The sequence below is a fragment of the Chryseobacterium oncorhynchi genome (assembly GCF_002899895.1).
In the GTDB taxonomy this organism is placed as follows: Bacteria; Bacteroidota; Bacteroidia; order Flavobacteriales; family Weeksellaceae; genus Chryseobacterium; species Chryseobacterium oncorhynchi.
Map to the genome: position 1 here is coordinate 835,875 of NZ_PPEI02000002.1, position 24,884 is coordinate 860,758.

The following is a 24,884-nucleotide window of genomic DNA, read 5'->3' on the forward strand; positions in this document are numbered from 1 at the left end:
GTGGTTTGCATAAGAGTAATAAAAACAAAAATCCCTCAAAATTGAGGGATTTTTTATATCTAAGAATAAATCTTATGCTTCTGAAGAAGGTTCTTGGTTTTCTACAGGTCTTTCATCCTGTGGTTTCTGTCCTTCTGGTCTTCTTTGTCCCTCAGGTCTTCTTTGCCCTTCTGGTCTTCCTTGTCCCTCTGGTCTTCCTTGTCCTTCTGGTCTTTCAGGTCTTGGAGGTCTTGGTAAAAGAACTTTACGGGAAAGTTTCATTTTCTTACGATCATCATAACCCATAAATTTAACTTCTACTTCATCCCCTTCAGCGTAAGGAACTTTGTCTAAACGAGCCCATTCAATTTCTGAAATGTGAAGAAGCCCTTCTGTTCCTTTAGCAATAGCAACGAAAGCACCAAAGTCCATTACTTTTACTACTTTACCATTGTAAACTTCGCCTACAACCGGTACGAAAGTAATTTCATTGATCTTAGCAACAGCAGCATTAATTTTCTCTCTGTCTGTTCCTGCAATTTCGATACGTCCGATCTCACCAATTTCTTCAATGGCAATAACCGTATCCGTATCTTTCTGCATCTGCTGAATGATTTTTCCTCCAGGTCCGATTACAGCACCAATGAAGTCTTTAGAGATCTCCATTACTACCATTTTAGGAGCGTGAGGCTTCACATCTGCTCTTGGCTCAGAAATAGTTTCAGTGATTTTATTTAAGATGTGTAATCTTCCGTCTCTAGCCTGCATCAAAGCTTTTTCCATGATATCCATAGAAAGTCCCTGAATTTTGATATCCATCTGACAAGCAGTGATACCATCTGCAGTACCTGTTACTTTGAAGTCCATATCTCCAAGGTGATCTTCATCTCCTAAGATATCAGAAAGTACTGTGAATTTACCTGATTTTGCATCAGTGATCAATCCCATTGCAATACCAGAAACAGGTTTTGTAATCTTTACCCCAGCATCCATTAGTGCCAATGTTCCTGCACAAACTGTTGCCATTGAAGATGAACCGTTTGATTCTAAGATATCAGAAACAATTCTGATAGTGTATGGATTTTCTTCAGGAATAACTGCCTGTAATGCTCTCTGAGCAAGGTTACCGTGTCCTACCTCTCTTCTTGAAGTTCCTCTTAAAGGTCTTGCTTCACCAGTTGAGAATGGAGGGAAGTTATAATGTAAAAAGAATTTTTCGTCGTGCTGACTGATTACGCTATCTACCATGTTAGCATCCTTAACAGAACCTAAAGTTACAGCTGTTAAAGACTGAGTTTCACCTCTTGTAAACACTGCAGAACCGTGAGCTCCAGGAAGGTAATCAATTTCTGACCAGATTGGACGGATCGTTTGAGGATCACGACCATCAAGACGGATATTGTCTTCCAAGATCATCTGACGCATTGCTTCTTTCTCTACATCATGATAATATACTTTTACGAAAGGAGTTACTCTTTCTAATTCTTCTGCATTATCTGCATATTGAGCAAGGAATTCTTCACGAACTGCTTTGAATTTTTCTCCTCTCTCTTCTTTACCAGATGGAGTTCTTGCTACTTCATATACTTTATCGTAAGTTTCTTTCCATACTTTTTCACGAATTTCTTCATCGTGATTTTCGTGAGAATATTCTCTCTTAGGGAAAGCCTTTCCTACTTTTTCAGCTAATCTCTCCTGAGCTTCGATTTGCTTTTTAATTTCAGCATGACCAAAATTAATAGCTTCCAACATTTCCTGCTCAGAAATTTCTTTCATCTCCCCTTCTACCATTACAATTGAATCTTTAGTAGCTCCAACCATAATATCTAACTCAGAACTCTTCAATTCTTCGTAACTTGGGTTAACAGAAAGTTTTCCGTCAAATCTTACTACTCTTACCTCAGACATTGGTCCGTTGAAAGGAATATCAGTAATAGCAATAGCTGCAGAAGCTGCTAAACCTGCTAAATCATCAGGAATAGTTTTTCCATCATAAGAAATTAACGAAATCATCACCTGTACTTCCGCATGGAAATCTTCAGGGAAAAGCGGACGTAGTACTCTATCTACTAAACGCATTGTTAAAATCTCCTGATCAGAAGGTCTTGCTTCTCTACGGAAGAAGTTTCCAGGGATTCTTCCACCTGCATAGAATTTCTCTCTATAATCTACTGTTAATGGTAAAAAATCTACACCTGGGTTGGCTTCTTTATTGGCTACAACAGTTGCTAAAAGCATTGTTCCACCCATTTTTACTACCACAGATCCATCAGCCTGCTTTGCCAATTTCCCTGTTTCAATAGTGATTTCTCTGCCATCAGCAAGAGTAATCAGCTCTGTAAACGCTTGAGGTATACTCATAAATTTGTCTTCTTAATACTCCGTATTGAGTATGAATTAATATTTAAACTCTTTAAATTTCGTGTGCAAAGGTACTATATAATAATGATATATTAAATTTTTCGATTGCATTAATAGGCCTTTAAAATACAAAAAATTGGCTATCAGTAGATGAAAGATTCAAAAATTTTCATCGGTAATCTGAAGTTATTCATTATTTGTGAAAATAAAAATCTATTTTTTTAAAGATAATACATTGAAAAATCCTGTTGTTTTTGTATTATTGTCTCAAAAAATGGAAATAATATTTTCATTAAACAAAAAGTATACATATCATTATAAAAAATGCTAAAATAATTGCAAAAACATAGGCTGATACCTATATTTGCCCTACTTCAAAAAAAATAATGCTGTAGGCAAAAAAGATAAGGACATTACCTCCTTACCACAGATAAATAAATGTTTATGAATAATAAAGAAGTACAACTACAAAGCAGGAATTATACGGTTCCATTGATTACCATCACCCTGCTGTTTTTTATGTGGGGATTCATCACATGCATGAATGACATCCTGATCCCCTATCTGAAGCAACTTTTCAAGCTTACCTTTTTCGAATCTATGCTGGTACAGTTCTGTTTCTTCGGAGCTTACTTCATCGGATCTCTGATCTATTTTATGATTTCTATTTCCAAAGGAGATCCTATTAACAAATTAGGCTATAAAAAAGGAATTCTATTTGGGATTTTTCTGGCAGCTTTTGGCTGTATTTTATTTTATCCGGCAGCTACATTCTCTTATTACCCATTGTTTTTAGGAGCTTTGTTTATACTGGGACTCGGCTTTACAGTTCTACAAATTACGGCCAACGCTTATGTTTCTTTATTGGGAAGTGAAGAATCCGCATCCAGCCGTTTAAATATGACCCAAGCATTTAATGCATTCGGAACAACGATTGCTCCGGTATTGGGAGGTCACTTAATCTTTGAATTTTTCTCCTCACCGGACGGATCATTCAGTGCAGTAGCAACAAGAATCCCTTACCTGATCTTTGCAGGAATCCTTTTATTGGTCGCCTTATTAATTTCAAGAGTAAAGCTTCCATCATTCCAAACGGGAGAAGAAGAAATTGTAAAAGGTTGGGGAGCTTTAGAATATAGTCATCTGAAATTTGGCGTTTTTGCAATGTTCTGTTACGTAGGCGGAGAAGTTGCAGTAGGAAGCTTTATTATCAGCTTTCTTGAACAACCTCAAATCATGGGGTTCGATGAAATTATCAGCAAAAATTATCTTTCTCTTTATTGGGGAGGTGCAATGATTGGACGTTTTCTTGGAGCCATCTCTCTAAATCAATCATTAAGTCAAGGGAAAAAAGCCATTTATATGCTAGGCGCAGCAGGTGCTGTATTTCTTGTGATCTTCAGCATTGTGAATCTTAGCTTTGCTCAAATCAGCTTTTTCCTTGTATTTATCGTTCTTAATTTCATCGCATTCTTCATTGGCAAGGCAGCCCCTGCTAGAACACTATCCATCTTCGCAGCCATCAATGTTGTATTATTGATCTCTGCAATGGTAAATCAGGGTGAAATGGCGATGTACAGTATCTTAGGAATCGGAATTTTCAACTCCATTATGTTCTCCAATATCTATACATTGGCAATCTCAGGATTAGGAAAATATACCAGCCAAGGGTCATCATTAGTAGTAATGGCCATTTTGGGAGGTGCTATTGTTCCTATTTTTCAGGGATATCTTGCCGATCAGTTTGGAGTACAGCATTCATTTATCATTCCTGTATTCTGCTATTTGGTAATTTTAATTTTCGGAGCCTACTGTACCAAATATCTTGGACATGTAGAAAATACTGAATCTAAGTCAGGACATTAAAATAATTATATCAATTATATAGAAGCGGGATATCTGGAGATGTCCCGCTTTCTTTTTTAAAAGAAACTGAAATGTAACTTTCTTCTGAAAAAAACTACTTATTTATAAAATTCCTTAAACCTAAATTGATGAAAACCCAGCTAAAACTTGAATATGCAGCATTTCTATTGTTAGGAATATTTGCTTTTGCCCACACAGAATACTCTTGGTGGTGGTTTGCAGGGCTTTTTCTTGCTCCTGATATTTCCATGCTGGGATATACCATTAATAATAAAGTGGGTGCATTTTGCTACAATCTTTTTCATCACTTGGGGGTTGCCATTGTTATTTACATTGCCGGAACAGTCCTATCTCTGCCTTATTTACAAATGATTGGGGCTATTTTATTCTCTCATTCCGCTTTTGATAGAATATTAGGCTATGGACTGAAATATCCTGATAGTTTTCAGAATACCCATTTGGGAAAGATTGGAAAAAAGGTTGAATAAGCGATATTACAAGCCTTAATTAACTCCCATTAAAGTTTAACATAAAACAAAAAAGCAACCTCTTTCGAAGTTGCTTTTATTTTGAAAATCTTTATAGATTATTTTCTTAAACCTAGTGCAGCAATAATAGCTCTATATCTTGCGATATCTTTCTTTTTAAGGTAATCTAGTAAACTTTTTCTCTTACCTACCAATTTCACTAGAGATCTCTCTGTGTTGAAATCATGACGGTTAGCCTTTAAGTGCTGAGATAAGTGATTAATTCTGAAAGTGAAAAGAGCGATTTGTCCTTCTGCGCTTCCTGTGTCTTGTGCAGATTTTCCATGTTGTGCGAAAATTTCCTGCTTTTTGTCTGTTGTTAAGTACATTCCAATATTGTTTAATGATTATTATGTAACGGGTGCAAAATTACGACTATTTTTTGATTCTGCAAACATTATTGATTTCATAAATCAAAATTGATAGAAAAAAATGTTAAAAATTTCTTAATAAATTTTATGTCATCCAAGGAAAAGGCAGTAATTTTGCATTCGAATTACAAATGAAAAAAATTATATTCTTTACAGCAGTTACTACTCTTTTATTAGTTGGCTTTACATCTGTAAAAGCACAGAAAAATGCTGACGATAAAATAAAGAAAGTTCTATACTTCAATCCCGAGGTAGAGCCCGATCTTGATGAAATAAAGGAGCCTACCAACAATGCATTTTTCGATGCCGTTTCAGATAATTTCAGTGGAAGAAGAAATAAAATGCTTCGTGCTGAAGTTCAGGTTCCCTTTGACAGCATTGATAAAAAAACGATCGTGGATTACTGTATTAATAATGACGCAGACTTTGCTATTGTCTCTAAAGTACGTTATTTCAAGGTAGGTTTTGGAAAATATGTATTCTCCAATCAGGTTGTGGTAAGTATGAAGCTCTTTGGTGCAGACGGAAATCTAGTGACGGAAACCGATTATGATACCTATCGTAAAAACATGCGCTTATTGGGATCTACAGTAAACTCTGTAAAAATAGGAACCGACGGAGCCATAAAAGGGATTATAAAAAAGCTTCGAAAAATGAAACCTACAGAGAACGAGCTGTAACTTCAGGATTTAATACTTCATTTTTTTCTATTATAAAGTAATTTGTGAATGGTCAATCTTCTTCACAAGTCAAGTCTCAACCATTTACACTGGACAAATTTTCTATATCTCTTGTAGTCTCAATACTCTATTGACAGGTCTGCTAATCTTTAATCAGATCTAAAATACTTCATAATTATTCGTCTTACATTACAAACAGCTTTATATTATAAAGCAAAAAATAAGCTACAAACAACTGATTGTTAATTAAATATTTTCACCAAACAAGGAATAATTAAAAAATATTTACTATTTTAGCTCAACATTAAAACCTAAATCACATGAAAAATCCAAATCTTAAAAAAATCAGTAGACAAGAGCAAAAAGAGATTAAAGGTAGCGGAATTATCAAGCGATGCTTTGAACATTTTGAATGTCCGGGCGGATCATGTTGCCATAACGTATGCGTTTTATATCCTTGCCCATTGGAATAAAGCTCCACAAAATATACCATGACATCTGTTTTCTAGCAGATGTCTTTTTTTTCGGAAAAACCCAATAAAAAACTGAATATCAGTAAAATATTTTCACCAATTGATGAATAATATGAAAATATTTATTATTTTAGTGATGCATTAAAATCTAAATTGTATGAAAAATTTAAAGAAACTCAGTAGAGAAGCAACAAAACAGATTAAAGGTAGCGGTCCAAGAAGATGTACCGAAAATTACGAATGCATTTATGGAGCCTGCTGCAAAGGTGTTTGCATGGAATATGCCTGCATGGAAGATTAAATAACAGTTTTTATTTTAACGAATAAACTCCACAACTATGAAAAATCCAAATTTCAAAAAACTGAACAGAAAGGAACAGAAAGAGGTTAAGGGAAGTATTCAGATTAAAAAATGCAGAAACAGCACACAGTGTAATTCGGGAGAATGCTGTACGGGTGGCTTTTGTCTTCCCTCTCCTATTACAGAATGTGAACCACCTATTCTTGACTAAAGGATATTTTTAAATTTAATTTTTGAACATCTGCTTCGGCGGGTGTTTTTTGCTTTTATTATATGCCTTAAACTTTAATTAATCCTTAAATTTCCCAGTTTATGGCTCAGTCTTAAAAATTTGAATTATTTTTGCATATCCTAAAAATTTCACGTTTTGAATTCTAGAGAAGAACTTATCTTTAATCCTGCCGACATCGCCGAAACTCTCAGCAACCTTCCAGCTGACGAGAGGCTTCTCGCGTTTTTGAAGGTTCCAAAAGAATACAAAGCGGAGGTTTTTTCCCATCTTGATCCAGACTTTCAGGAAGATACCATCAGAAGTATCGGAAGCGACGAGGTTTCTGAGATCCTGAATGCCATGACTCCTGATGATAGAACTGCTCTTTTTGAGGACTTTCCGGATGAACTGATCAAGTATTCTATCAATCATCTTAATCCGCAGGAAAGAAGAATTGCCCTAAAACTATTAGGTTATAATTCAGATTCTATTGCCCGTCTGATGACTCCTTATTACATCCAGATTCGTAAGGAATGGACTGTAAAGAGATGTCTTCAGCAAATCAAAAAGGTAGGAAAAAGGGTAGAAACCATGAATTACCTGTATGTAGTGGATGAAAGGAACCGTCTGATTGATGACCTTGCGATTGGAACACTGCTATTGGAAGAAGAGGATACTTTAGTTTCTGACATTACGGATAATCACTTTGTAGCCATTACTACTACAACTTCAAAAGAGGATGCAGTCACTTACTTTGAAAAGTATGACCGCGGTGCTCTTCCTATTATTACGGAGGCCGGTGTTTTGGTAGGAATTGTAACAATAGATGATATTCTTGACCAGATTGAACAACAAAATACAGAGGATATTCAGAAATTCGGGGGGTTGGAAGCCCTGGATCTTCCCTATATTCAAACTTCCTGGACAGAGATGATCAAAAAAAGAGCAACGTGGCTGATCATTTTATTTGTTTCCGAAATGCTTACTGCTTCTGCAATGGGATATTTTGATAAAGAAATTGAAAAGGCAGTTGTTCTGGCCTTATTTGTTCCTTTGATTATTTCAAGTGGAGGAAATTCAGGATCACAGGCTGCAACGCTAATTATCCGTGCTATGGCTCTTCAGGAAATCGGATTGAAAGACTGGTGGTATGTAATGCGAAAGGAAATTATCTCAGGAATATGCCTTGGGCTTATTCTGGGAACTATTGGATTTGTCAGAATTATGCTTTGGCAGCAAATAGGACTTTTTGATTATGGACAGTACTGGGTTTATGTGGGATTAAGTGTTTCAGTTTCTCTTATTGCCATTGTGTTGTGGGGAACTTTATCAGGTTCTATGATTCCGTTTGTTTTAAAGAAATTAAACCTGGATCCCGCTACATCTTCTGCTCCTTTTGTGGCAACTTTAGTAGACGTTACGGGACTTATCATTTATTTTACGGTAGCCGGACTTTTCTTAACCGGAAAACTTTTGTAATTTTAGGCATCTTCTAAAATGCCAATATGAAAATCGTTTCACTTGTACCCTCTATTACTGAGGCTCTATTTGACTTAGGACTGACCGAAAATGAAGTGGTAGGCAGGACAAAATTCTGTATTCACCCTCAAGACAAGGTAAAGAATGTACCTGTAATCGGAGGGACCAAAAACATTAATATTGATAAGATAAAAGCTTTACAACCTGATTTGATTCTCGCCAATAAAGAAGAAAATATCAAGGAGCAGGTGGAAGCTTTAATGGATGACTTTAAGGTTACAGTAACCAATGTTGAAACCATTGAGGACAATTATTATCTTCTCAAAAATCTTGGAAAGCTTTTAGGAAAGGAAGACAGAGCACAATTATTCAATCTTAAAATCTACGATATTCTTCTTCAATCGAAACTTGAAACTCCTGTAAAAGCAGCCTATCTTATCTGGAAAAATCCTTATATGACCATTGGTGCAGATACGTTTATCAATAGAATTTTATCAGAAATAGGCTTTGAAAATATTTTTAAAGACAAAACCCGTTATCCTGAAATCAAAACTGAAGATCTGACGAATGCTGATGTGATCATGCTTTCTTCTGAACCGTTTCCCTTTAAAGAAAAACATATTGAGGAACTGCAAGCCTTTTACCCTGATAAAAAGATTATGATTGTAGATGGTGAGGCATTTTCCTGGTATGGAACACATATTGCAAAATGTGAGAATTATTTCAAGGAATTACTGGCTGAAATTCATCTGATGCAGCAAAGTTGATTTTTTACCCTCAAACTTTACCTATTAAACATTTACCCCATATGTCTGATACAATTATATTATCTGAAGGAACTGAATTTGATCACGTTATACGAGAAGTTTCAAAATATATCAACCTTTATGTAATGGCCTTTGAAAAGGAAGAACGAACTTTCACACGCATTGATAAACGTGAAAATATGTATGGTGGAAACGGAACTGTACATATGATACAAATGTTTGATCAGGAAGAACTAGCCAATAATCGTTTGGCCGCTTATATGGTTTTACTGAATAAAGGTGACGAATCTGGCTTTCATACTCACAATGCAAGGAATGAAGAAGAATTGTATGTTGTAGTACATGGAACCGGAGAATATCGCGAGAGAACCGGAACAGAAGGACCAGTACGCAAAAAAGAGCTTCAAAAAGGTGATATTACGGCTATCAGCTCTATTGGTTATCATTCTATTGAAAATACAGGAGATGAACCTCTAATCATGTTTGTCATTACCACCAATAATCCATAAGACATAAAAAACTCCAACTAAAAAAGCTGGAGTCTGTTTATTTATTCTTATTGAATTTCAATTATAAAATCTTGGAAACTTCATTACAAAGCCATTCCAAAAGCTCACGATCTTCATTGGTAAAAGGATCTACCGTATGAGAATCAATATCAATCTGACCGATGTTTTTTCCATCTTTAAAGATTGGAACTACAATTTCAGCCTTTGTATCAATTGAACAGCTTAAGTAGTTGCTTTCTTCATGTACATCAGGTACTACAAATGTCTCATTGGAAACAGCAACCTGCCCGCAGATACCTTTTCCATAAGGAATAATGGTATGATCTGTAGGTGCTCCTACGTAAGGGCCTAGGATTAATTCATCCTTATCTCCATTTTTAAAATAGAAACCGGTCCAGTTGAAATAAGAAATTTCCTGATCCAATAAATGACAAACTTTTTCAAGTTTCTCTTCTGTATTGTGCTTAGGACTTTCAAGAATAGAGGAAAGTCTTTTCTTTAATTCTGACATTGTTTTAATTTTTTTTAAGAGAATTGTTTTAAAGGAAGTTCGTCTTTATATCCGAACATTCCACGCTCTTTGATCATTTCGGCAACCCCATCCGGAACCTGAGTTTCCCAACCTTTAACACAACATGCTATTTTTCTCAATATTTCTCGTGAGTAAATTTCCAAAAACTCAGGGTTATGATTGGTAATATCTACAATACGGTTGTTACGTTTGAAATATTTGTATAACTCCTTAAGGTTTTCTTCTACTTTAAGATTTGAAGAGTCTAATAACTGGTGTGTTTCCGGATCTTTATAAGGATATAGATACACCCTCATTCCGTTTCGGAAAAACTTACCAAATGCTTCAAGGATTCCTCCTGAAAGGTTTTTATAATATTTCTCGTCGAATACCATCAATAGGTTATTTACCCCCATTGCTACCCCGATATCTCCACTTGTATAAGATGCAAAATAATCGATAAGTCTGTAATATTCTGAGAAGTTTGAAATAATAACAGTATATCCTAGTTTTCCTAAAATATCTACTCTATCCAGGAAATCCCTTTCATCAATATCCCCATCTGCCCTAAGGTTGGAAATAGTAATTTCAATAAGGACTTCTGTCTCTTCATGGGTACAGATGGCGTCTTTAAAGAACATATCCATCCCATTTCTAAGCATGTCAATATTTACCTTGGTAACGGGCCTGAAACTTCCTCTTACTGCAAAAATATTTTTTTTGTACAACACATCTGCAGGAAGCATGTTACTCCCTTGAGAGTTGAAGATCACCGCATCCGTCATTCCGTTTTTCACCAACTGAAGAGACATTAATCTATTGTCTACATATTCGAAAGCAGGACCACTGAAATCAATCATATCAATTTCAAGATTGTCTTTGGCTACATCATCGTATAAAGATTCTACTAATGTTCTTGGATTGTCAAAGTAATTGAAAGCTCCGAAAATAAGGTTTACACCCAGATTCCCTAAGGTTTCCTGTTGTAAGGTAGCATCATTTTCTTTGAATTTTACGTGAATTACAATCTCATTGTAATCCTCATTTTCCTTTGTTTGAAAACGAATCCCTACCCAACCGTGACCTCTTACTGTCTTATCAAAATTGATGGTAGTTACAGTGTTAGCATAGGAAAAGAACTTTCTATCAGGATTGTTATCCCTTGAAATTCTTTCCTCGATCAATGCTACTTCATAGCGAAGCATTTTACGAAGTCTGTTTTGGGTAACATACCTGTTTTTTACTTCCTTTCCGTAGATGGCGTCACTAAAATCCTTGTCGTAGGCAGACATTGCCTTAGCAATCGTACCGGAAGCCCCCCCTGCTCTAAAAAAGTGACGAACAGTCTCCTGCCCTGCTCCAATTTCTGCGAAAGTACCATAAATAGTAGGATCTAGATTAATTGTTAATGCTTTTTGTTTAGGAGTTAGTTTCTGATACATTAGGACATGAAATTTTTTGTAAATTTACCAAAATTAAACCAACCTCAAAACAAAATGAAGTTGAAATTTTTAGGAACTGGTACTTCGCAAGGTGTGCCCGTTATAGGCTGCACCTGTGAGGTGTGTATTTCCGAAAATCCAAAGGATAAGCGCTTGCGTTCTTCCGTGATGGTGACTACGGAGGAAAATAAAAAAATACTCATAGATTGCGGCCCCGATTTCCGGCAACAAATGCTTACTAATCATGAACATAACGTAGACATTGCACTCATTACGCATGAGCATAATGATCATGTAATTGGTCTTGATGATATGCGTCCGCTTATTTTTAAAAGTGGGAAAGATGTACCACTCTACTGTTATTCGAGGGTTGCCTATGAAATAAAAAATCGTTTTCCCTACGCTTTTGCAGATGTAAGATATCCTGGAGCACCAGCATTTGAACTTCACGAAATTGAAAACAAGCCGTTTCATGTTTTGGATACAGAGATTACCCCTATTGAAGTGATTCATTATAAAATTTCTGTGTTTGGGTATAAGTTTAAAAAGCTTGCCTACATTACAGATGCCGGTTTTATTTCTGATACGGAAAAGGAAAAACTAAAGAATCTGGACGTCTTAATTTTAAACTGTATTAGAAAATTTGATCCACATCCTGCCCATTTTATCCTTCCTGATGTTATCAAGTTGTTTGAGGAGCTAAAACCTAAGAAATTATTTTTAACCCACATCAGTCATCATTTGGGATTGCATGATATTGAAGATAAGCAGCTTCCATCCGGAATGCACCTTGCCTACGATGGTTTGGAAATAATTTTTTAAAAAAAATTCTTCGAAAAGCTTTTGAACATTGAAAAAAGTTCCTATATTTGCACACCAATTTGAAACAAACAGTAACGTTTGGAGTAAACATCAAGCCCAGGTGGCGGAATTGGTAGACGCGCTGGTCTCAAACACCAGTTCTTAGGAGTACCGGTTCGATCCCGGTCCTGGGTACAAAAAACCTCTGAAATCATTTGATTTTCAGAGGTTTTTGCTTTTTAGGATAATCTTCTATTCTAAAATTTCAATTCTTTAGAGATTTAATTAAATCTGAACTGAAAAAGTTAATATTAATTCATAAAAATATTTTTTTCCATTTTCCAATGGTATTACGGCTCATATTGAATTTTAATGCTAATTGTTTATTATTCAATTTATTTATTTTTTGGTAATCGAGAATTTCTAAAATGGCTGTTTTATCATATGACCGATGTTTCTGATTCAAAATAAAATCTTCTTTTTCGCCAAATATTCTTTGGTTTAATTTAATAATATCCAGAGTAGACAATGTTTTCTTTTCCAGCATAGATTTGAATTCTATTTTTTTCTCAGGATACTTCCTATCAATCAAATCATTATAGATTCGTTTGTAATCAGGTTTCAATATTTTTTTCTGTATTTGTCTATCCATTTATGTAAAGTGCTTTTGGGAATTCTATAGTCTTCTATTACCTGTTTTATAGTTTTATCTCCGGACTCTACAAGCTCTACGAGAAAATCTATAACTTCTTTTGTGTAAATATTTTTCTTGAATACGGGTAATGAATACTTTTTACCAGATATCTCTGTTTGCTTAAGGGAAGCCGGTGGAGAATATAATATAAGATGCTGGGAATATAGTCTGAAAAAGTCGTATTCAAGAAGCTTAGACCATCTAAGAAGAATTTCTGAATCTAAAGAGGGTTGATCGTACATATTTTCAATTTCCACAGCATTTAAGCTGAAAAAATTACAAATTCTTAAAATATCTATATCCGCTTCATTGACCCTTATTTTAATCAGGTTCCCTATATGTATTTCTTTATATAAACTCATTGTTCTGATTTATAATTTTTGTTAATTCACTTTCTAAACATAACTGCTGAGCATTATTTAATCTATAAAATTTGAATGATTGGTTATGGAAACTAGATTTGTACATTTCTCCTCGTCTAAATGATATTTTAAGATTTGTTTTAAATAGTGTCCTCTTTATTTTGTATTTAACAAGTCTTTGTTTTGGAAATTCTGTAAGCATCTTTGAGTTATGGATGTGCTTTTTCATGAAAGGATGAGAAATAATAATACTAAGGACTTCACTCGTGCTATCAATTTCAATTTTATTAGTAAAAATCAAATTATTAATTAACCAGATTATGATCAATGTAAGAGAAATGATCATTAATAGTATTTCTGAAATATTATAAAAAACAATTAAAAAAAACAGATATAGAAAAGTAACAATGAGCAGAAAACAATTTATTATTAAAAATGTTCGTGCATGGCTATAGTTATTAAATTTCATGAAAATTCTATAAGGTTTTTGGGAGGATATTAAAAATGTTGCCTTCTTTATTTACTATATATATTGAAGTTGTGTTTTTTTATTTTGAGGAAAATAAGAAGGCAATTAATTTTTATTTATCACTGTTGTTTAATAGCAACAACAGTGATATTAATTGAATAATCGCTTAATTTGGTGCCCAGAAAGACCAAACAGAGCCATTAAAAAAAGCTAATCTTTTAGCACCAATTTTATTAATATACACCATCATTCCAGGTGAGGGACTGGGGATATTATTAACATCGCTTACAATAGGTATAATCATTGCTTTTGTTACAGATTCCAATATTAATACTCCATCTGCAGAACTGGTATTAGATCCAATAATAACTTTTGCATTAGTATTTTCGATATCATTTGTTTGTTGAGTAAGAACCGTTCCCATGTTACCGTCTTTTCCACTTAGATCCTGCCAAGCCCCGTTATAATATTTAATTCTTGCTTTTGAAGAGTTGGAAGCATCCAGCAGGAGTGTTCCAGGAGTAGCTGCACTAGGCAGACTTTTTACGTAAGGCAGGATAATACCTTTATTATTTGTGTTTGCAAATTCTAGCAAAACGGAAGTTTTATTAGCTGCCGTTCCTATTGCATCACCAAAAATTACTTGAGCAAAAAACATTTTATATAGAAATATTGCACTTAGCGTTATAATTTTTTTCATGTCTAATGGTTTAAATTTAAAAGAGGAATAATAATTACGGACAAGACGGGGTAGAAAAACATTTCCAGGTTCCATCGCTATATATTTTCAAGCATTTTGCTGTAGTATCATATACCATCATTCCCTCTTGTGGGGTTGTGATTGCAGATAACCCAGTGGTTGGAATCCTCGAAATCACAAAACCTTTGGTATTGGATTCTAAAACAGCATATGCTGATTTTCGGACCATTGGCCAATTTCCATTATCGGCGCCAGCCCTTTGTTGTAGGGTTATACCAAATTTTGTATCTATACCCGCATTTGTATTTGTAACCGGATTATAGCAAGAGCAATTCCCTACATTTACGACTAATTTTGATTCGCTTACACAGCCACTTGCATTAGTATGATTATAAATAATTTCCGCAGTTCCAGAGGCCCCATAAACGGCTGAAGCAAGTCCTGTATTAGGGTTAATTGTAATTAAGCCGGGATTATCTGAGCTCCAAACTCCTCCTGCCAGAGAATTTGTAAACTGGTATTGTGTAGGGTTATTACTCATATTGCTGCATATAGTTGTCAACCCGCCTGTCATTTCAACGTTGGGTATGTCCGGAGGAGCCGGTGCAAAGGTGATATCATCAATGGCAATATCATTCCCATCACCTCCAACTGAGTTATTCTTTAAAAATATCTCTCCGGTTGTAGAAGTTGCAGTAAACGTAAAGCTATATCTCTTCCAGATAGTAGATGAGATATCTCCTGTATTAATAGAAGCCAATAAAGTTCCATTATTAGGATCTACTATTCCCATTGTAACATTTGGACGTATGGAGAATGACGGGCCTAGATCTGCAACCCAGAAGGCAAATTCATACTTTGTACCTACGGATAAACCTGTAACTGTTTGCCTAAAGAAGTCATCCGTTGCATATGAAGCATTGAAAAGCGCAAAATAGCCGTTAGGATCATTAGGAGTATGATTTAATAAAGGCGGCACCGGTCCACCAGCAAACCATCCGGCACTTGTTTTAGCTAAAGTATAATAGCCATCAGCCACTTGTCCGTTAGCAAAATAATGATATGAAGTAAATCCTTGTGCCGCATTTCCATAGGTAGAAGCACCTTGCCCAAAAGTTAAAATATAGTTTGTAGCACAAACAGCAGGGGTTACTATGGGATTTTCTAAAACATTACTATAAACTATATTAACCACTTCATTGGCAGAAACATTTATTGTAGAGGTGGAACTCGCCAAATTTGCAGAACTGTTATTAGTAGGATCATATAATTTGATATCACTATTATTCCATCCCGACGGAACTATCTCAGAAAGGTTGTAAACTCCTGCCGGAACTGGAATCATGATAGAATTACCATTTGTACTGGTTCTTACTCTTTCATCATCTAGCCAATCCCCTGTTGATGTTCTAGTATAAATAGTATGCTGAATAAGGTTGGAGTTATTTTTATTAATAGACCAAACCTGATCACTAACCCCTGCCGTAAGACCATATAAATTTCTTGACTTTGGGTTTGTAGTCCATGATCCATTGGCATACCGAGAGATCGTTACACCATAATTTGCATACACATTATCATTATTACTAACGGCAATATCACGTGCATTGTCTGGGGCATTACCTGAAGGTGCATTGGTAACGAGAACCGGAACTGCTGAAGAGGGATCCGCAGAGGATATTCTGTAAATATTCCCATCACCTTTGTTCTTTATAAAAACAACATCTCCTGTACCTGGATGTACATCTAATCGAAATGGAAGACTAGTCCCGTTATTCGTTACTTTAGAAAATACAATCCATGAGTCATTAGTTCCATCTCCTGTGTATTTGTAGATCATTCCATTATCACCCACTACGGCTATAATTCCTGTAGGCCCACCAGAAGCAACATCTACAATTCCTACATTAGAATGGGAAGCGGGTGACCAAATAACAATAGAACTTCCATTATTATACAATCCCACATTACCAGATGCATCGGAATATACAGCAGTATTCTGCCCTATTCCATCTACAGATTTTGCATTAGTAATTGAGGTTCCAAGCCAATTAGAGCTACCCACCGGCCTCGTATAAATTGTTCCGGCAACAGTATGTACTTCTTGTGCATTACTATTATTATTGACAACAGTCCATAACTGTCCTTCTCCTGCATTATGACTATTTCCTATATCAAATGAGTTAAATCCCTCTGGTTTATCATTAAGGGTAAAATTGGCAACAGAATTGCCTCCGGAATCAGTTAAATTAAAATTAAAATTGAGCGAAGCCACTTCACTTATAGCCTTTTTGTGAACATAAATATATCCGTTTTGGGCCTTTATGTTTTTACCAAAAAGACAGAAAATAATTAGTCCGTAAATGTGTTTTTTCATTCCCTAAAGTTGTATTTTTTTGATTTCTATTGTATATTAATTAGTGTTTTTAAAGTGGTATTATTAAGGCGTGCGAAAAGTATGTTTAATCTTTTTTTTCATTGGAAACGTCCTTTTTTTTGAATAGATATTCGATCCTATTCCTAGTTGGGATATGGCGATGTTATACAATACAAAATTTGCGTTTCTTATAAAATTTCACGAGGCAAAACTAGTATTGATATTAGAGAATAAAAACAAAAACACTATAAAGCAGCAGGAATTGAGATAGTTCAACCTCATCATAAAACACTAAAAATCAATAGCCTTAAATTGTATAATAGCTTTTTTAAAGTATCATTGAAAATTTAGAATTTTGGAACAGCTAGAATCACGAGGATGCTCATAATTTAGCATCAACTTAAAATTTGTAATTGGAAAGAGATAAAAAATAACATGACAAAGCCATCACTTAAACAGCAAAAACTGAAAATGATGGTATAGATATTTTGATTAAAAAAAATTTCTACTGAACTTAAGATTTATTTTTCTGTTCCTCAGTTAAAAAACTAATATACTGGCTGGGAGAAATATTCTTAATTGATTTAAAAATACTTCCAAATTGGCTATGAGAATTGTAGCCACACATATCAGCTAATACAGAAATCTTATATTGTAGTAAATGAGGATTATCGTGAAGTTCTTTCACAATATAATTAATCCGTTGGGTATTGATGTAGTTGTAAAAATCCGAATTCCTATATTTTTTTATAATGTAATTAAGATATTTCGTATTTGTTTTGAGCATTACAGACATTTGTGCAGCAGAAATTCCTTTCGTTGTATAAAGTCTCTTCTTTTCAAAAGCGTCCAGCTTTTTTAGAATTTCTCTTTCTGTCTCCTCGCTTATTAAGATTTTTTCCTTTGAGGAATCACTTGCACTTGTTTGGGATTCTGAAAAAATAGTAGACTCTGAAAGTGGATTTTCAAGCTCCTTAATGATTTTTTGATATCTTGATTTTATTTTTTTATTTTTTGCTCTAAAAATGAAAATAACACAGATGATTAATACAATGATAATAAAAATAAAAATGATCAGATTTAGCTTTATATTTTCTTTTTTTTCTTTTATGCTGTTTTTATCTTTAGTGGTTTCTTCTATTGTTAGATTCTTTGTAACTGTAATTTGAGAATTGGTAATATCAGAAATGATTTTCGAAAATTTTAATTGCTCTGTGGGTGTATCTATATTGGCTTGTAATCTATTCATTAGAATTTCTTTGATAACAATTCTGTCTATATTAGGCTGAGAATAAGCCAAGTCGAAGTTTTTTCTCGCCTCGGACAAATTATTATCTTTGACATTAATAAGAGCTTTGTCCAATAAATAAAACTCATATAAATTTATAGGAGATTTATCTTTAATTCTTTTGAGAGTAATTTCAGTTTTTTCTAAAGTTTCTTTAGCTTCATCAATTCTACCACATCTAATTTGTTCATAACACAATTGCGCCAGCATTGCAAAATCAAACATATTCTTATACTCTGTGCTTGGTATTTTTCTGATATGATGAATATATTTTTTTCTGCTATCTGCTGCTTTACAAAAATTGTCATCAATATCAAAAATTTTTGCCTGAGTATATAATAAATTTGCAGTCTTAATAAATGGGCTTGATTCCTTATCAAGCTCTTTTACCAATTCCCACGTTTCCTCAGATTCTACTATTAGTCCAGCTCTTCGGTATGAATTTATAAGTGCATATAATATCGTTATTCGATTTTGGGTAGAGTCGGTTTTCTTTATAAGAGAATCTGCTTTTTGCAAAATTTTTACAGATTCCACATAATTTCCTTGTCCATACAAGCAATCGCCCAAATTAGAGTAAGCAAGGGCTTTTTCATAATCATTCTGTGCGTATTTAAGCATGTTTTTTGCTCTTGCCAACAGTTTATCCGGATTATATGATTTATCATCGTAGTGTTGATAGAATAATTTTCTCTTATTTACATCAATCTTAGCCTGAGAAGAGACTTGTATAAACAGGAAAAGAGAGCCAAAACTAAATAAAAATCTTATCATTTTATATTTAGCCTTACATGTTAGTTTCATACCCCACATCAATTATAAAAAAGAATGAATATATATTTTGAGACTAATTTAGTTAATATTTTTTCATTGGTGAGTATTTGTTTTTAAGACCAATCAACATTAGAAGTTATAGGATTACTATTGAATCTCTAAAGACTAAAATTTTTAAATGAGAAGGTTGTTTCGTTAATTGATTAACTCTTTCTACGGTTTTACACTCAATAAATGCTTTATCCCAAACAATTAAATAGTCGTTTTTTGAGATTGGGCTATATAAATTAATTACTTTAGGTTGTTAACTAGATTGTCAATTTTGTTTGCGATTTCATTCAGCATCATCTTGTGTCTAATTATTGCAATCAACCAGCTCATTCCGCCTGACCATAAGAAGCAAAATATTCCAAACCAAACCTCTTGAGAAACTGTCGCCATAAACACGGACATAATGGTCACTGCTATAAATAGATGATACATATAAAACTCATATGTCAATATAGTTTTTTCTCCTTTGTCAACAATATTAAAAACTCCTTTTTCAATAGGAACAAGAATATTAGTATTCAATCTGCCCCATTTGAAAAATTTAGATTTAAACGTCAACTTGTCGTTTTCAATAACTATGTCAACACCTGTTTTTTTCGTTATAAAGGCTTCAATAAATTCAAGGGCTTCTTTGTTTCTACCAATAGAAAAATTGTTGCTAAGTCGTGCTGAATATTTTATTGAAAATGGAAATATCATTGTATTCTCAGTTGTCTGTTAGGGTTGCTTGTAACTTCCAAATTTATGCAGATTTATATAACTTTCGTAAAGCTATTTCTGTTACCATTTTAAAGTTTATTATCAATTCCAAAAGGAAATGATAATATAATACAAAATGATAAAATAACAAATAGAACAGTTAACTGAAAATATTCTCCCTCCAGAAATCAACAGTTTGAAAAAGAAATCCTGCTTTTTCATCTTTAGTGTATCTTGTCATTTCATCAATTTATTATTAACAAATTTAATATCGTAGCATAGGCGCTAAGGAAATTTGTCCACTTTTTTGTAGGAAGCTCAGTAATTCAACCGTAAATTTATCAGTTAAAGAACTCGCTAAAATAAAAAAGCCACCTTAACGGGTGGCTTTATTATTAATTATTTAACATAAGGAAACTTTACAGTAAGATCGGGGCCTGTAAACCCTACTACGCCGTTAATTTTTTCAATAGCTTTTTCATTAAGCATATATACACGTAATGTTTTAGGATCTGGAATATATCTTAGTAGACCATTGTCTAAAAAGTATATTTTACCAGTCCTTGTATCTTCAATTAGCTTAGCGCCAGCATTTACTATTTTTCCCCTTGGTCCAATTAATTCATCTATATTTACTTCAGGGTAATAGTTACCATCTTTAACACCAAATACTCTATTAGCAACCTCCATGGTTTCTAAAATCCTTATTCTACCTTCAATAATGATATATAAATAACCTGTAGTTTTATCTTTCATGAGTAGCCCGTCATGAACCTGGCGAAGTTCTTGTTCGGTTGTTTCGTTTTTTAAGTAGAATGCAATACCCTCATAAACAAATCCAAACTTACCATCCCCTAACTCATTTCTATCTCTTGTGTAAAAATGGGAACTTGTTTTTTGTCTATAGTATCTATATATTGGAAAGCTTCCTGGCTCATCTCCATTATAACTTTTCCCTAGATCATCGTCTTTTCTCCAACCATTTTGCCCATCAAGTTCTTCCGGAGTGGTTGTTAGTAGTAAGTCCTCATTATTAACATTAAACCAAGCAGTAATTTCTTTACCTTTTCCACTTGCTGAACCTAGAAATCTTTCAAGAAAATAATAATATTCACCAGGTTGGGTCCTGGGTAGCATATTTGCAATGGAAAAATGAGAATACAAATGCTTATTAGTATGACTACTGTAAAATCCATAAATTGGATTTTGCGAAGCTGTGCGTAGGAAATATATTCCATTTGATGGCAACTCATCGTCAATAGTGACTCCAACATCGCCTCTGAAACTTTCAGTCGATAGGTCTAAATTCTTTGATTCGCCAAAATTTTGTATATTATCATCATTTGTAGCTGAACAACTTGCTAATATTACAATACATAATCCTATAAAATAATTTTTTATCATAAATAAATTTTTCACAAAAATAGACTTATTTCCTTTAAACAGGCTATTAATGATTAGATGTTATGTTATTTTATTTTCTTTTTTTATCATTCTTTAATAAAATGCATTTATAATTATTTTTCACCATATGGATTGCAATTACCGATTTGGGTCTAAAGTAAAGTAGAGTTTATTATTTAACTGATATACAAATAGTTGAAGTTTTATTTTAATTTATCAATCTCTTGTAACGACGGTTTTAATGTTTTATTCCAAAATTTCACTTCCTGCGCATTGAAAAAAGGACTTATCAAAATAAGAGAAAGTACTATTATTACTTTATCTTTTTTAATGAGATCAATAATATAGGAAAGAGAGTTTACCATTAGAAAATATATTATTTTGATTCTATTCTTGAATGAACATATCTGGGAATCTTTTTAAGATCTTTTTTTTGAGTTTTCATTAAAGTAAGATATTCCTTATAGTAATTTATTGCCTTATCTTTTTCACCTATATTCCAATAGCTGTCTGCAAGGTTAAGATAAGCAACGGTTCTATCAGGGAATTTGGTAATAATCTGTTTCAAAAGCTCAATACCGGCTTTCTGATTTCCATTTTTGGAAAGAGCAAATGCTATGTTATTGTAATCATCCAGATTGCGTTGTGATAAAGTAAATTTCTTTTTAAAATCCAGTAATACTGCTTCATTAAAACGATTGGCAAGCAAAAGATAAACAGATAAATCTGTATAAAGCTTTTTAAGGTCTTTATAAGGTTTGACTATTCCCTGATTATCAAAAAATGTTAGTGATTTAAATCCTTTAGAATCAATCTCCAACTTTTCTGAATTTACATCTTTAACAGAGAGGTTAATACTTTTTGTCAGAATCTTAAAATTCTGATCTTCACATTCCTGGCAGGGATTATAGAAGTTAATATTTTTTATGTACCAGTCTTTTTTATACAAAATATTTAATGCTCCATACAATCCACGGTCTCCTCCATAATAGATGGTGAGTTCCGAGGGATTTGTATAGCCAAGACTTGTGTTACTAAGGGCTGTAATTTCGGGTAATTCGAAACTTCCTGACTTTTTATTTCCGAAATGAACTGTTACCAAACCATTTTCCAATACAACCTCATCCTGAAGATTATCATTATCCAAATCATAATAATTGGATTGAGCTGATAGGAAGCTCAAAGAAAATAAGCAGATTATATTCAGGACTTTCATTTAATTCTTTATTTTAAGACCAGACAATTAAAAAATAATTTTACCATCATTAACCCATCTATTTTGTTTATTCCAGCTTCCTCCACAATCTCCTTGTAGTTCAGTCACCACTTTTCTTTTCGTAATGTCAACAATCACACATAAATAATTCTCATGTAAAGTTTTATTTACGCCATCATCTACATATCCTTTTGATATATAATCCAGTACAATGTATTTTTTATTAGGAGACATGCTTAAGATCTGGCCGCCTGAATAATTCTCGTTATCATATCCTTGTATTTTATATTTCTTACCACCTTTTAAAATAAAAGGCTTTTTATACAGTTTAAATTCTTCGTTATACTCACTAAAACTTAGCTTACAACTTTTCACTAAAGGAATGAGTGGTAACTTATTTTTCGTTTGAGCCAAAATAGTAGTGGTAAATAACAATAAAAATATAATAATAGCTTTTCTCATAATTTTGATTTTAATTTTGTGTATCTATCACTTGCAGAAGTCATTGTATAAGGTTTTCTCCCACGAAGTGGACCATAAATCTCTAAAATATCCTTTTCGTAAGTTGCATGATTTTCTTTCCAATCTTCAGGGTCTTTTGATACCTTTTTATTGGCAGCGAAAAATTGATTAAGGGCATCTCTAAAACAATTTGAAACATGTCCTGGTCTATTCACATCATGATCCAATACCGTAGCTTTTCCAAGCTTTGATTTTACAAAATCCTTGATGCTGTTTGTATATCCTGTAGGTTTTTTATTAATAGCACTATGTAATCTTTTAATAAAGTCGACAATTTGCTTTCCTTGAAAATCTACATCTTTACAAGCATTAATAAAAGGCTCTATAGGTGCACAAACTACATTCTTCTTATTTGTTTTCGCGTCAAACCCTTTTCTGATCAAAGTTTTTAAAGCACTTCCTGTCGTATCATTATAATATGCTTGATATTTCTTAATAACTTTTTTATTTTTTTGAGGAATTTCTATTTCTTTTACTTTCCAACCACAATTCTCAAAAAGCTCTTTAAATTTATCCGGGTAATCCTGTTTAAATTCCCACATTTGTATAGGCAACTCTCCATATCCATCCGTAGTCAATGTTTTCTGCATTGCTCCGACAGTTAAAGCTTCACTGTCATAAGATTGTATAGCATCCATATTTCCTTCGTTCTCTGACATTGCCAAAATAATTTCTTTTTCCTCTACACTTACCTTTCCGGAAGAAACGATTGTGCTCCAATTCTTATAAGATCCCAATTTTAAGGAACCACTATACAACGGTCCATAAGCCGATCCATATTTTACGCAAGTAACATCCTTTCTATACTGAATTCCACATGTTTGTTTTTCTTTCTGTTCCGGCACCGGTGCTCCTTTAGCTTCAATACTTTCCGGCTGATGAATTTGTCCGCTGTCTGTAATTTTAATATCAACTTTTCCGTATTTGCAGGGGATCGTACTTTGCTGTAACAGGACAAGTTGTTCCTGAGACTGGTAAGTTCCTACCCCTTTCCACTCTCCTAAATTCATTACCGTAGCACAAGGGAGTTTAGCATAAGGGCTTTTAAGGCAGTTTCCTGTAAAAACCAAGCTTTTAGGACCTTTTTCCTTTACAGTAGCGGTTTTCTTTTCCTGTATCGTGGGGGTATCATAATTCACGACCATTATTCCCTTGGGATTGGTACATTGTGTACACTCTAGGGTTGCTGTATCTATCACGACTTTCAAACCAGCTTCGGCTTTGTCTTTTCTTTCGTCTTCAGCACGCTTATCATCCATCTTCTGCCTGTTATCCGCTTTCATCTGGTCATTGTCCTGCGTTGTACTTGGATTCTGAGTTGCCGGAGCACCTCCTCCTCCATCGTTATCTAACCTACCCATAATAATGAATGTTTTAAATGGAAATTGTCTTTTTTTATTTCTATAAATCCTTCTTCAAAATGATCTCCTATGCATACAAATAATCCCTTGAAATCTTCAGTATTTGTCTGTTCCAGATTTTCAGCGGAGATCTTTAAAATCATTTTATCGCCGTCTTTTACGGGTGTCATAATTTCTGTAAACCCATCGGAAGATTCTCTTTTTCTTTTCGCATCAAATGATTCTAATAAGCCATTGAAAAGCAGTCCAAACATGGTATAGCTTCCCAGAAAATCAATTAACTTCATTTCATCTTCCAATAAACTGCTGATCTGACTGAAATAACGGTCTACAGCTTCTCCTTGATGTGTTTCAGACAAATCTGCCTGAATCTTACCCCATCTTACTCTCAAAAAAAGCAAATTATCTACCGAAGTAATATTTCCCTCTGCATCTACTTTACATTCTATTTCATCAAATAAATAACTGATCTTTTTTAAAAACTTATCCATTGTACCCTCTTCCTCAGAAAAAATAAAATCAGTAACTAAAATCTGAAAGTCATGTTCATCTTTTACTTTTCCATAATAATAAACCTCAACTTCTCTTGCATAGCTTTTCTTAATGGAATAGAATGGATTTTTCTGCTCTGTGACAATGGTTTCCAACCGAAATGTTTTCTGATGAAGATTCTGCAATATATTTGACAT

The 24,884-nt window shown here is 33.8% G+C and carries 25 protein-coding genes and 1 tRNA gene; 11 read left to right on the top strand and 15 right to left on the bottom strand.

Annotated features, from left to right (window positions below):
* Window positions 1-72 precede the first annotated feature (72 nt).
* The gene (locus C1638_RS09380; protein WP_109620305.1) at window positions 73-2,340 is read right to left on the bottom strand and encodes a polyribonucleotide nucleotidyltransferase; all 2,268 of its coding nucleotides are present in this window, start codon (window positions 2,338-2,340) and stop codon (window positions 73-75) included.
* Window positions 2,341-2,784: 444 nt separating this feature from the next.
* On the opposite strand from C1638_RS09380, the gene C1638_RS09385 reads away from it, so the two are divergent.
* Together C1638_RS09385 and C1638_RS09390 are read left to right on the top strand one after the other, a co-directional pair.
* Window positions 2,785-4,206 carry a sugar MFS transporter gene (locus tag C1638_RS09385; protein ID WP_228428098.1) on the top strand — a complete coding sequence of 474 codons (1,422 nt, stop codon included), beginning with the start codon at window positions 2,785-2,787 and terminating at the stop codon, window positions 4,204-4,206.
* Between the two features lie 128 nt (window positions 4,207-4,334).
* A complete protein-coding gene (locus C1638_RS09390) occupies window positions 4,335-4,694 on the top strand; it encodes a DUF4260 domain-containing protein (protein ID WP_109620308.1) in 360 nt (119 codons plus the stop codon).
* Between the two features lie 98 nt (window positions 4,695-4,792).
* On the opposite strand, the gene rpsO is transcribed toward C1638_RS09390, so the two are convergent.
* Window positions 4,793-5,062, bottom strand: a complete 270-nt coding sequence (gene rpsO / locus C1638_RS09395) for a 30S ribosomal protein S15 (RefSeq protein WP_045494446.1) — start codon at window positions 5,060-5,062, stop codon at window positions 4,793-4,795.
* 173 nt (window positions 5,063-5,235) lie between these two features.
* On the opposite strand from rpsO, the gene C1638_RS09400 reads away from it, so the two are divergent.
* From C1638_RS09400 to C1638_RS09415, 7 genes are all read left to right on the top strand, one after another.
* Window positions 5,236-5,784: a pyruvate decarboxylase gene (locus C1638_RS09400; RefSeq protein WP_109620310.1), complete on the top strand. Its 549-nt coding sequence runs from the start codon at window positions 5,236-5,238 to the stop codon at window positions 5,782-5,784.
* 320 nt (window positions 5,785-6,104) lie between these two features.
* Window positions 6,105-6,257 (top strand): bacteriocin-like protein, encoded by a 153-nt coding sequence (locus C1638_RS22310; protein WP_165826515.1) that lies wholly within the window; start codon window positions 6,105-6,107, stop codon window positions 6,255-6,257.
* 157 nt (window positions 6,258-6,414) lie between these two features.
* Window positions 6,415-6,558, top strand: coding sequence for a bacteriocin-like protein (locus tag C1638_RS22835; RefSeq protein ID WP_423775437.1), 144 nt, complete (start codon window positions 6,415-6,417; stop codon window positions 6,556-6,558).
* A gap of 37 nt (window positions 6,559-6,595) precedes the next feature.
* Entirely contained in the window at window positions 6,596-6,769 is a 174-nt protein-coding gene (locus C1638_RS22315) for a hypothetical protein (RefSeq protein ID WP_165826516.1), read from the top strand.
* 156 nt (window positions 6,770-6,925) lie between these two features.
* Entirely contained in the window at window positions 6,926-8,248 is a 1,323-nt protein-coding gene (gene mgtE / locus C1638_RS09405; protein ID WP_076353649.1) for a magnesium transporter, read from the top strand.
* A gap of 26 nt (window positions 8,249-8,274) precedes the next feature.
* Window positions 8,275-9,015, top strand: a complete 741-nt coding sequence (locus tag C1638_RS09410) for an ABC transporter substrate-binding protein (RefSeq protein ID WP_109620312.1) — start codon at window positions 8,275-8,277, stop codon at window positions 9,013-9,015.
* A gap of 41 nt (window positions 9,016-9,056) precedes the next feature.
* Window positions 9,057-9,524 (top strand): cupin domain-containing protein, encoded by a 468-nt coding sequence (locus tag C1638_RS09415; protein WP_109620315.1) that lies wholly within the window; start codon window positions 9,057-9,059, stop codon window positions 9,522-9,524.
* A gap of 61 nt (window positions 9,525-9,585) precedes the next feature.
* Here C1638_RS09415 and C1638_RS09420 read toward each other — a convergent pair whose 3' ends face one another.
* Window positions 9,586-10,035, bottom strand: a complete 450-nt coding sequence (locus C1638_RS09420) for an XrtF-associated fRMsr-like GAF protein (RefSeq protein ID WP_076353643.1) — start codon at window positions 10,033-10,035, stop codon at window positions 9,586-9,588.
* Between the two features lie 14 nt (window positions 10,036-10,049).
* Window positions 10,050-11,477 carry a nicotinate-nucleotide adenylyltransferase gene (locus C1638_RS09425; RefSeq protein WP_109620317.1) on the bottom strand — a complete coding sequence of 476 codons (1,428 nt, stop codon included), beginning with the start codon at window positions 11,475-11,477 and terminating at the stop codon, window positions 10,050-10,052.
* 54 nt (window positions 11,478-11,531) lie between these two features.
* On the opposite strand from C1638_RS09425, the gene C1638_RS09430 reads away from it, so the two are divergent.
* A complete protein-coding gene (locus C1638_RS09430) occupies window positions 11,532-12,299 on the top strand; it encodes an MBL fold metallo-hydrolase (protein ID WP_109620661.1) in 768 nt (255 codons plus the stop codon).
* Between the two features lie 94 nt (window positions 12,300-12,393).
* A tRNA-Leu gene (locus C1638_RS09435) sits at window positions 12,394-12,473 on the top strand.
* A gap of 121 nt (window positions 12,474-12,594) precedes the next feature.
* Here C1638_RS09435 and C1638_RS09440 read toward each other — a convergent pair.
* The 11 genes from C1638_RS09440 to C1638_RS09495 all read right to left on the bottom strand — a co-directional run bounded on the left by C1638_RS09440 (window position 12,595) and on the right by C1638_RS09495 (window position 24,884).
* Window positions 12,595-12,930 carry a transposase gene (locus C1638_RS09440; RefSeq protein ID WP_109620319.1) on the bottom strand — a complete coding sequence of 112 codons (336 nt, stop codon included), beginning with the start codon at window positions 12,928-12,930 and terminating at the stop codon, window positions 12,595-12,597.
* A complete protein-coding gene (locus tag C1638_RS09445; protein ID WP_109620320.1) occupies window positions 12,900-13,334 on the bottom strand; it encodes a transposase in 435 nt (144 codons plus the stop codon). Before C1638_RS09445 ends, C1638_RS09440 begins: the two co-directional genes overlap by 31 nt.
* Before the next feature lie 635 nt (window positions 13,335-13,969).
* Window positions 13,970-14,503 (bottom strand): phage tail-like protein, encoded by a 534-nt coding sequence (locus C1638_RS09455; RefSeq protein WP_109620324.1) that lies wholly within the window; start codon window positions 14,501-14,503, stop codon window positions 13,970-13,972.
* A gap of 34 nt (window positions 14,504-14,537) precedes the next feature.
* Window positions 14,538-16,880 carry a phage tail-like protein gene (locus C1638_RS09460; protein ID WP_109620326.1) on the bottom strand — a complete coding sequence of 781 codons (2,343 nt, stop codon included), beginning with the start codon at window positions 16,878-16,880 and terminating at the stop codon, window positions 14,538-14,540.
* A gap of 514 nt (window positions 16,881-17,394) precedes the next feature.
* A complete protein-coding gene (locus C1638_RS09465; RefSeq protein WP_165826517.1) occupies window positions 17,395-18,972 on the bottom strand; it encodes a helix-turn-helix domain-containing protein in 1,578 nt (525 codons plus the stop codon).
* 261 nt (window positions 18,973-19,233) lie between these two features.
* Window positions 19,234-19,692: a hypothetical protein gene (locus C1638_RS09470; RefSeq protein WP_109620330.1), complete on the bottom strand. Its 459-nt coding sequence runs from the start codon at window positions 19,690-19,692 to the stop codon at window positions 19,234-19,236.
* A gap of 399 nt (window positions 19,693-20,091) precedes the next feature.
* Complete coding sequence (locus C1638_RS09475; RefSeq protein ID WP_109620332.1) at window positions 20,092-21,096, bottom strand: hypothetical protein; 1,005 nt, start codon at window positions 21,094-21,096, stop codon at window positions 20,092-20,094.
* A 376-nt stretch (window positions 21,097-21,472) separates the two neighbouring features.
* A complete protein-coding gene (locus C1638_RS09480) occupies window positions 21,473-22,312 on the bottom strand; it encodes a tetratricopeptide repeat protein (RefSeq protein WP_109620334.1) in 840 nt (279 codons plus the stop codon).
* Window positions 22,313-22,339: 27 nt separating this feature from the next.
* The gene (locus C1638_RS09485; protein WP_076353625.1) at window positions 22,340-22,774 is read right to left on the bottom strand and encodes a hypothetical protein; all 435 of its coding nucleotides are present in this window, start codon (window positions 22,772-22,774) and stop codon (window positions 22,340-22,342) included.
* Window positions 22,771-24,195, bottom strand: a complete 1,425-nt coding sequence (locus C1638_RS09490) for a PAAR-like protein (RefSeq protein ID WP_109620336.1) — start codon at window positions 24,193-24,195, stop codon at window positions 22,771-22,773. The genes C1638_RS09485 and C1638_RS09490 overlap by 4 nt, the downstream gene beginning before the upstream one ends.
* A complete protein-coding gene (locus C1638_RS09495) occupies window positions 24,183-24,884 on the bottom strand; it encodes a hypothetical protein (RefSeq protein ID WP_109620338.1) in 702 nt (233 codons plus the stop codon). The genes C1638_RS09490 and C1638_RS09495 overlap by 13 nt, the downstream gene beginning before the upstream one ends.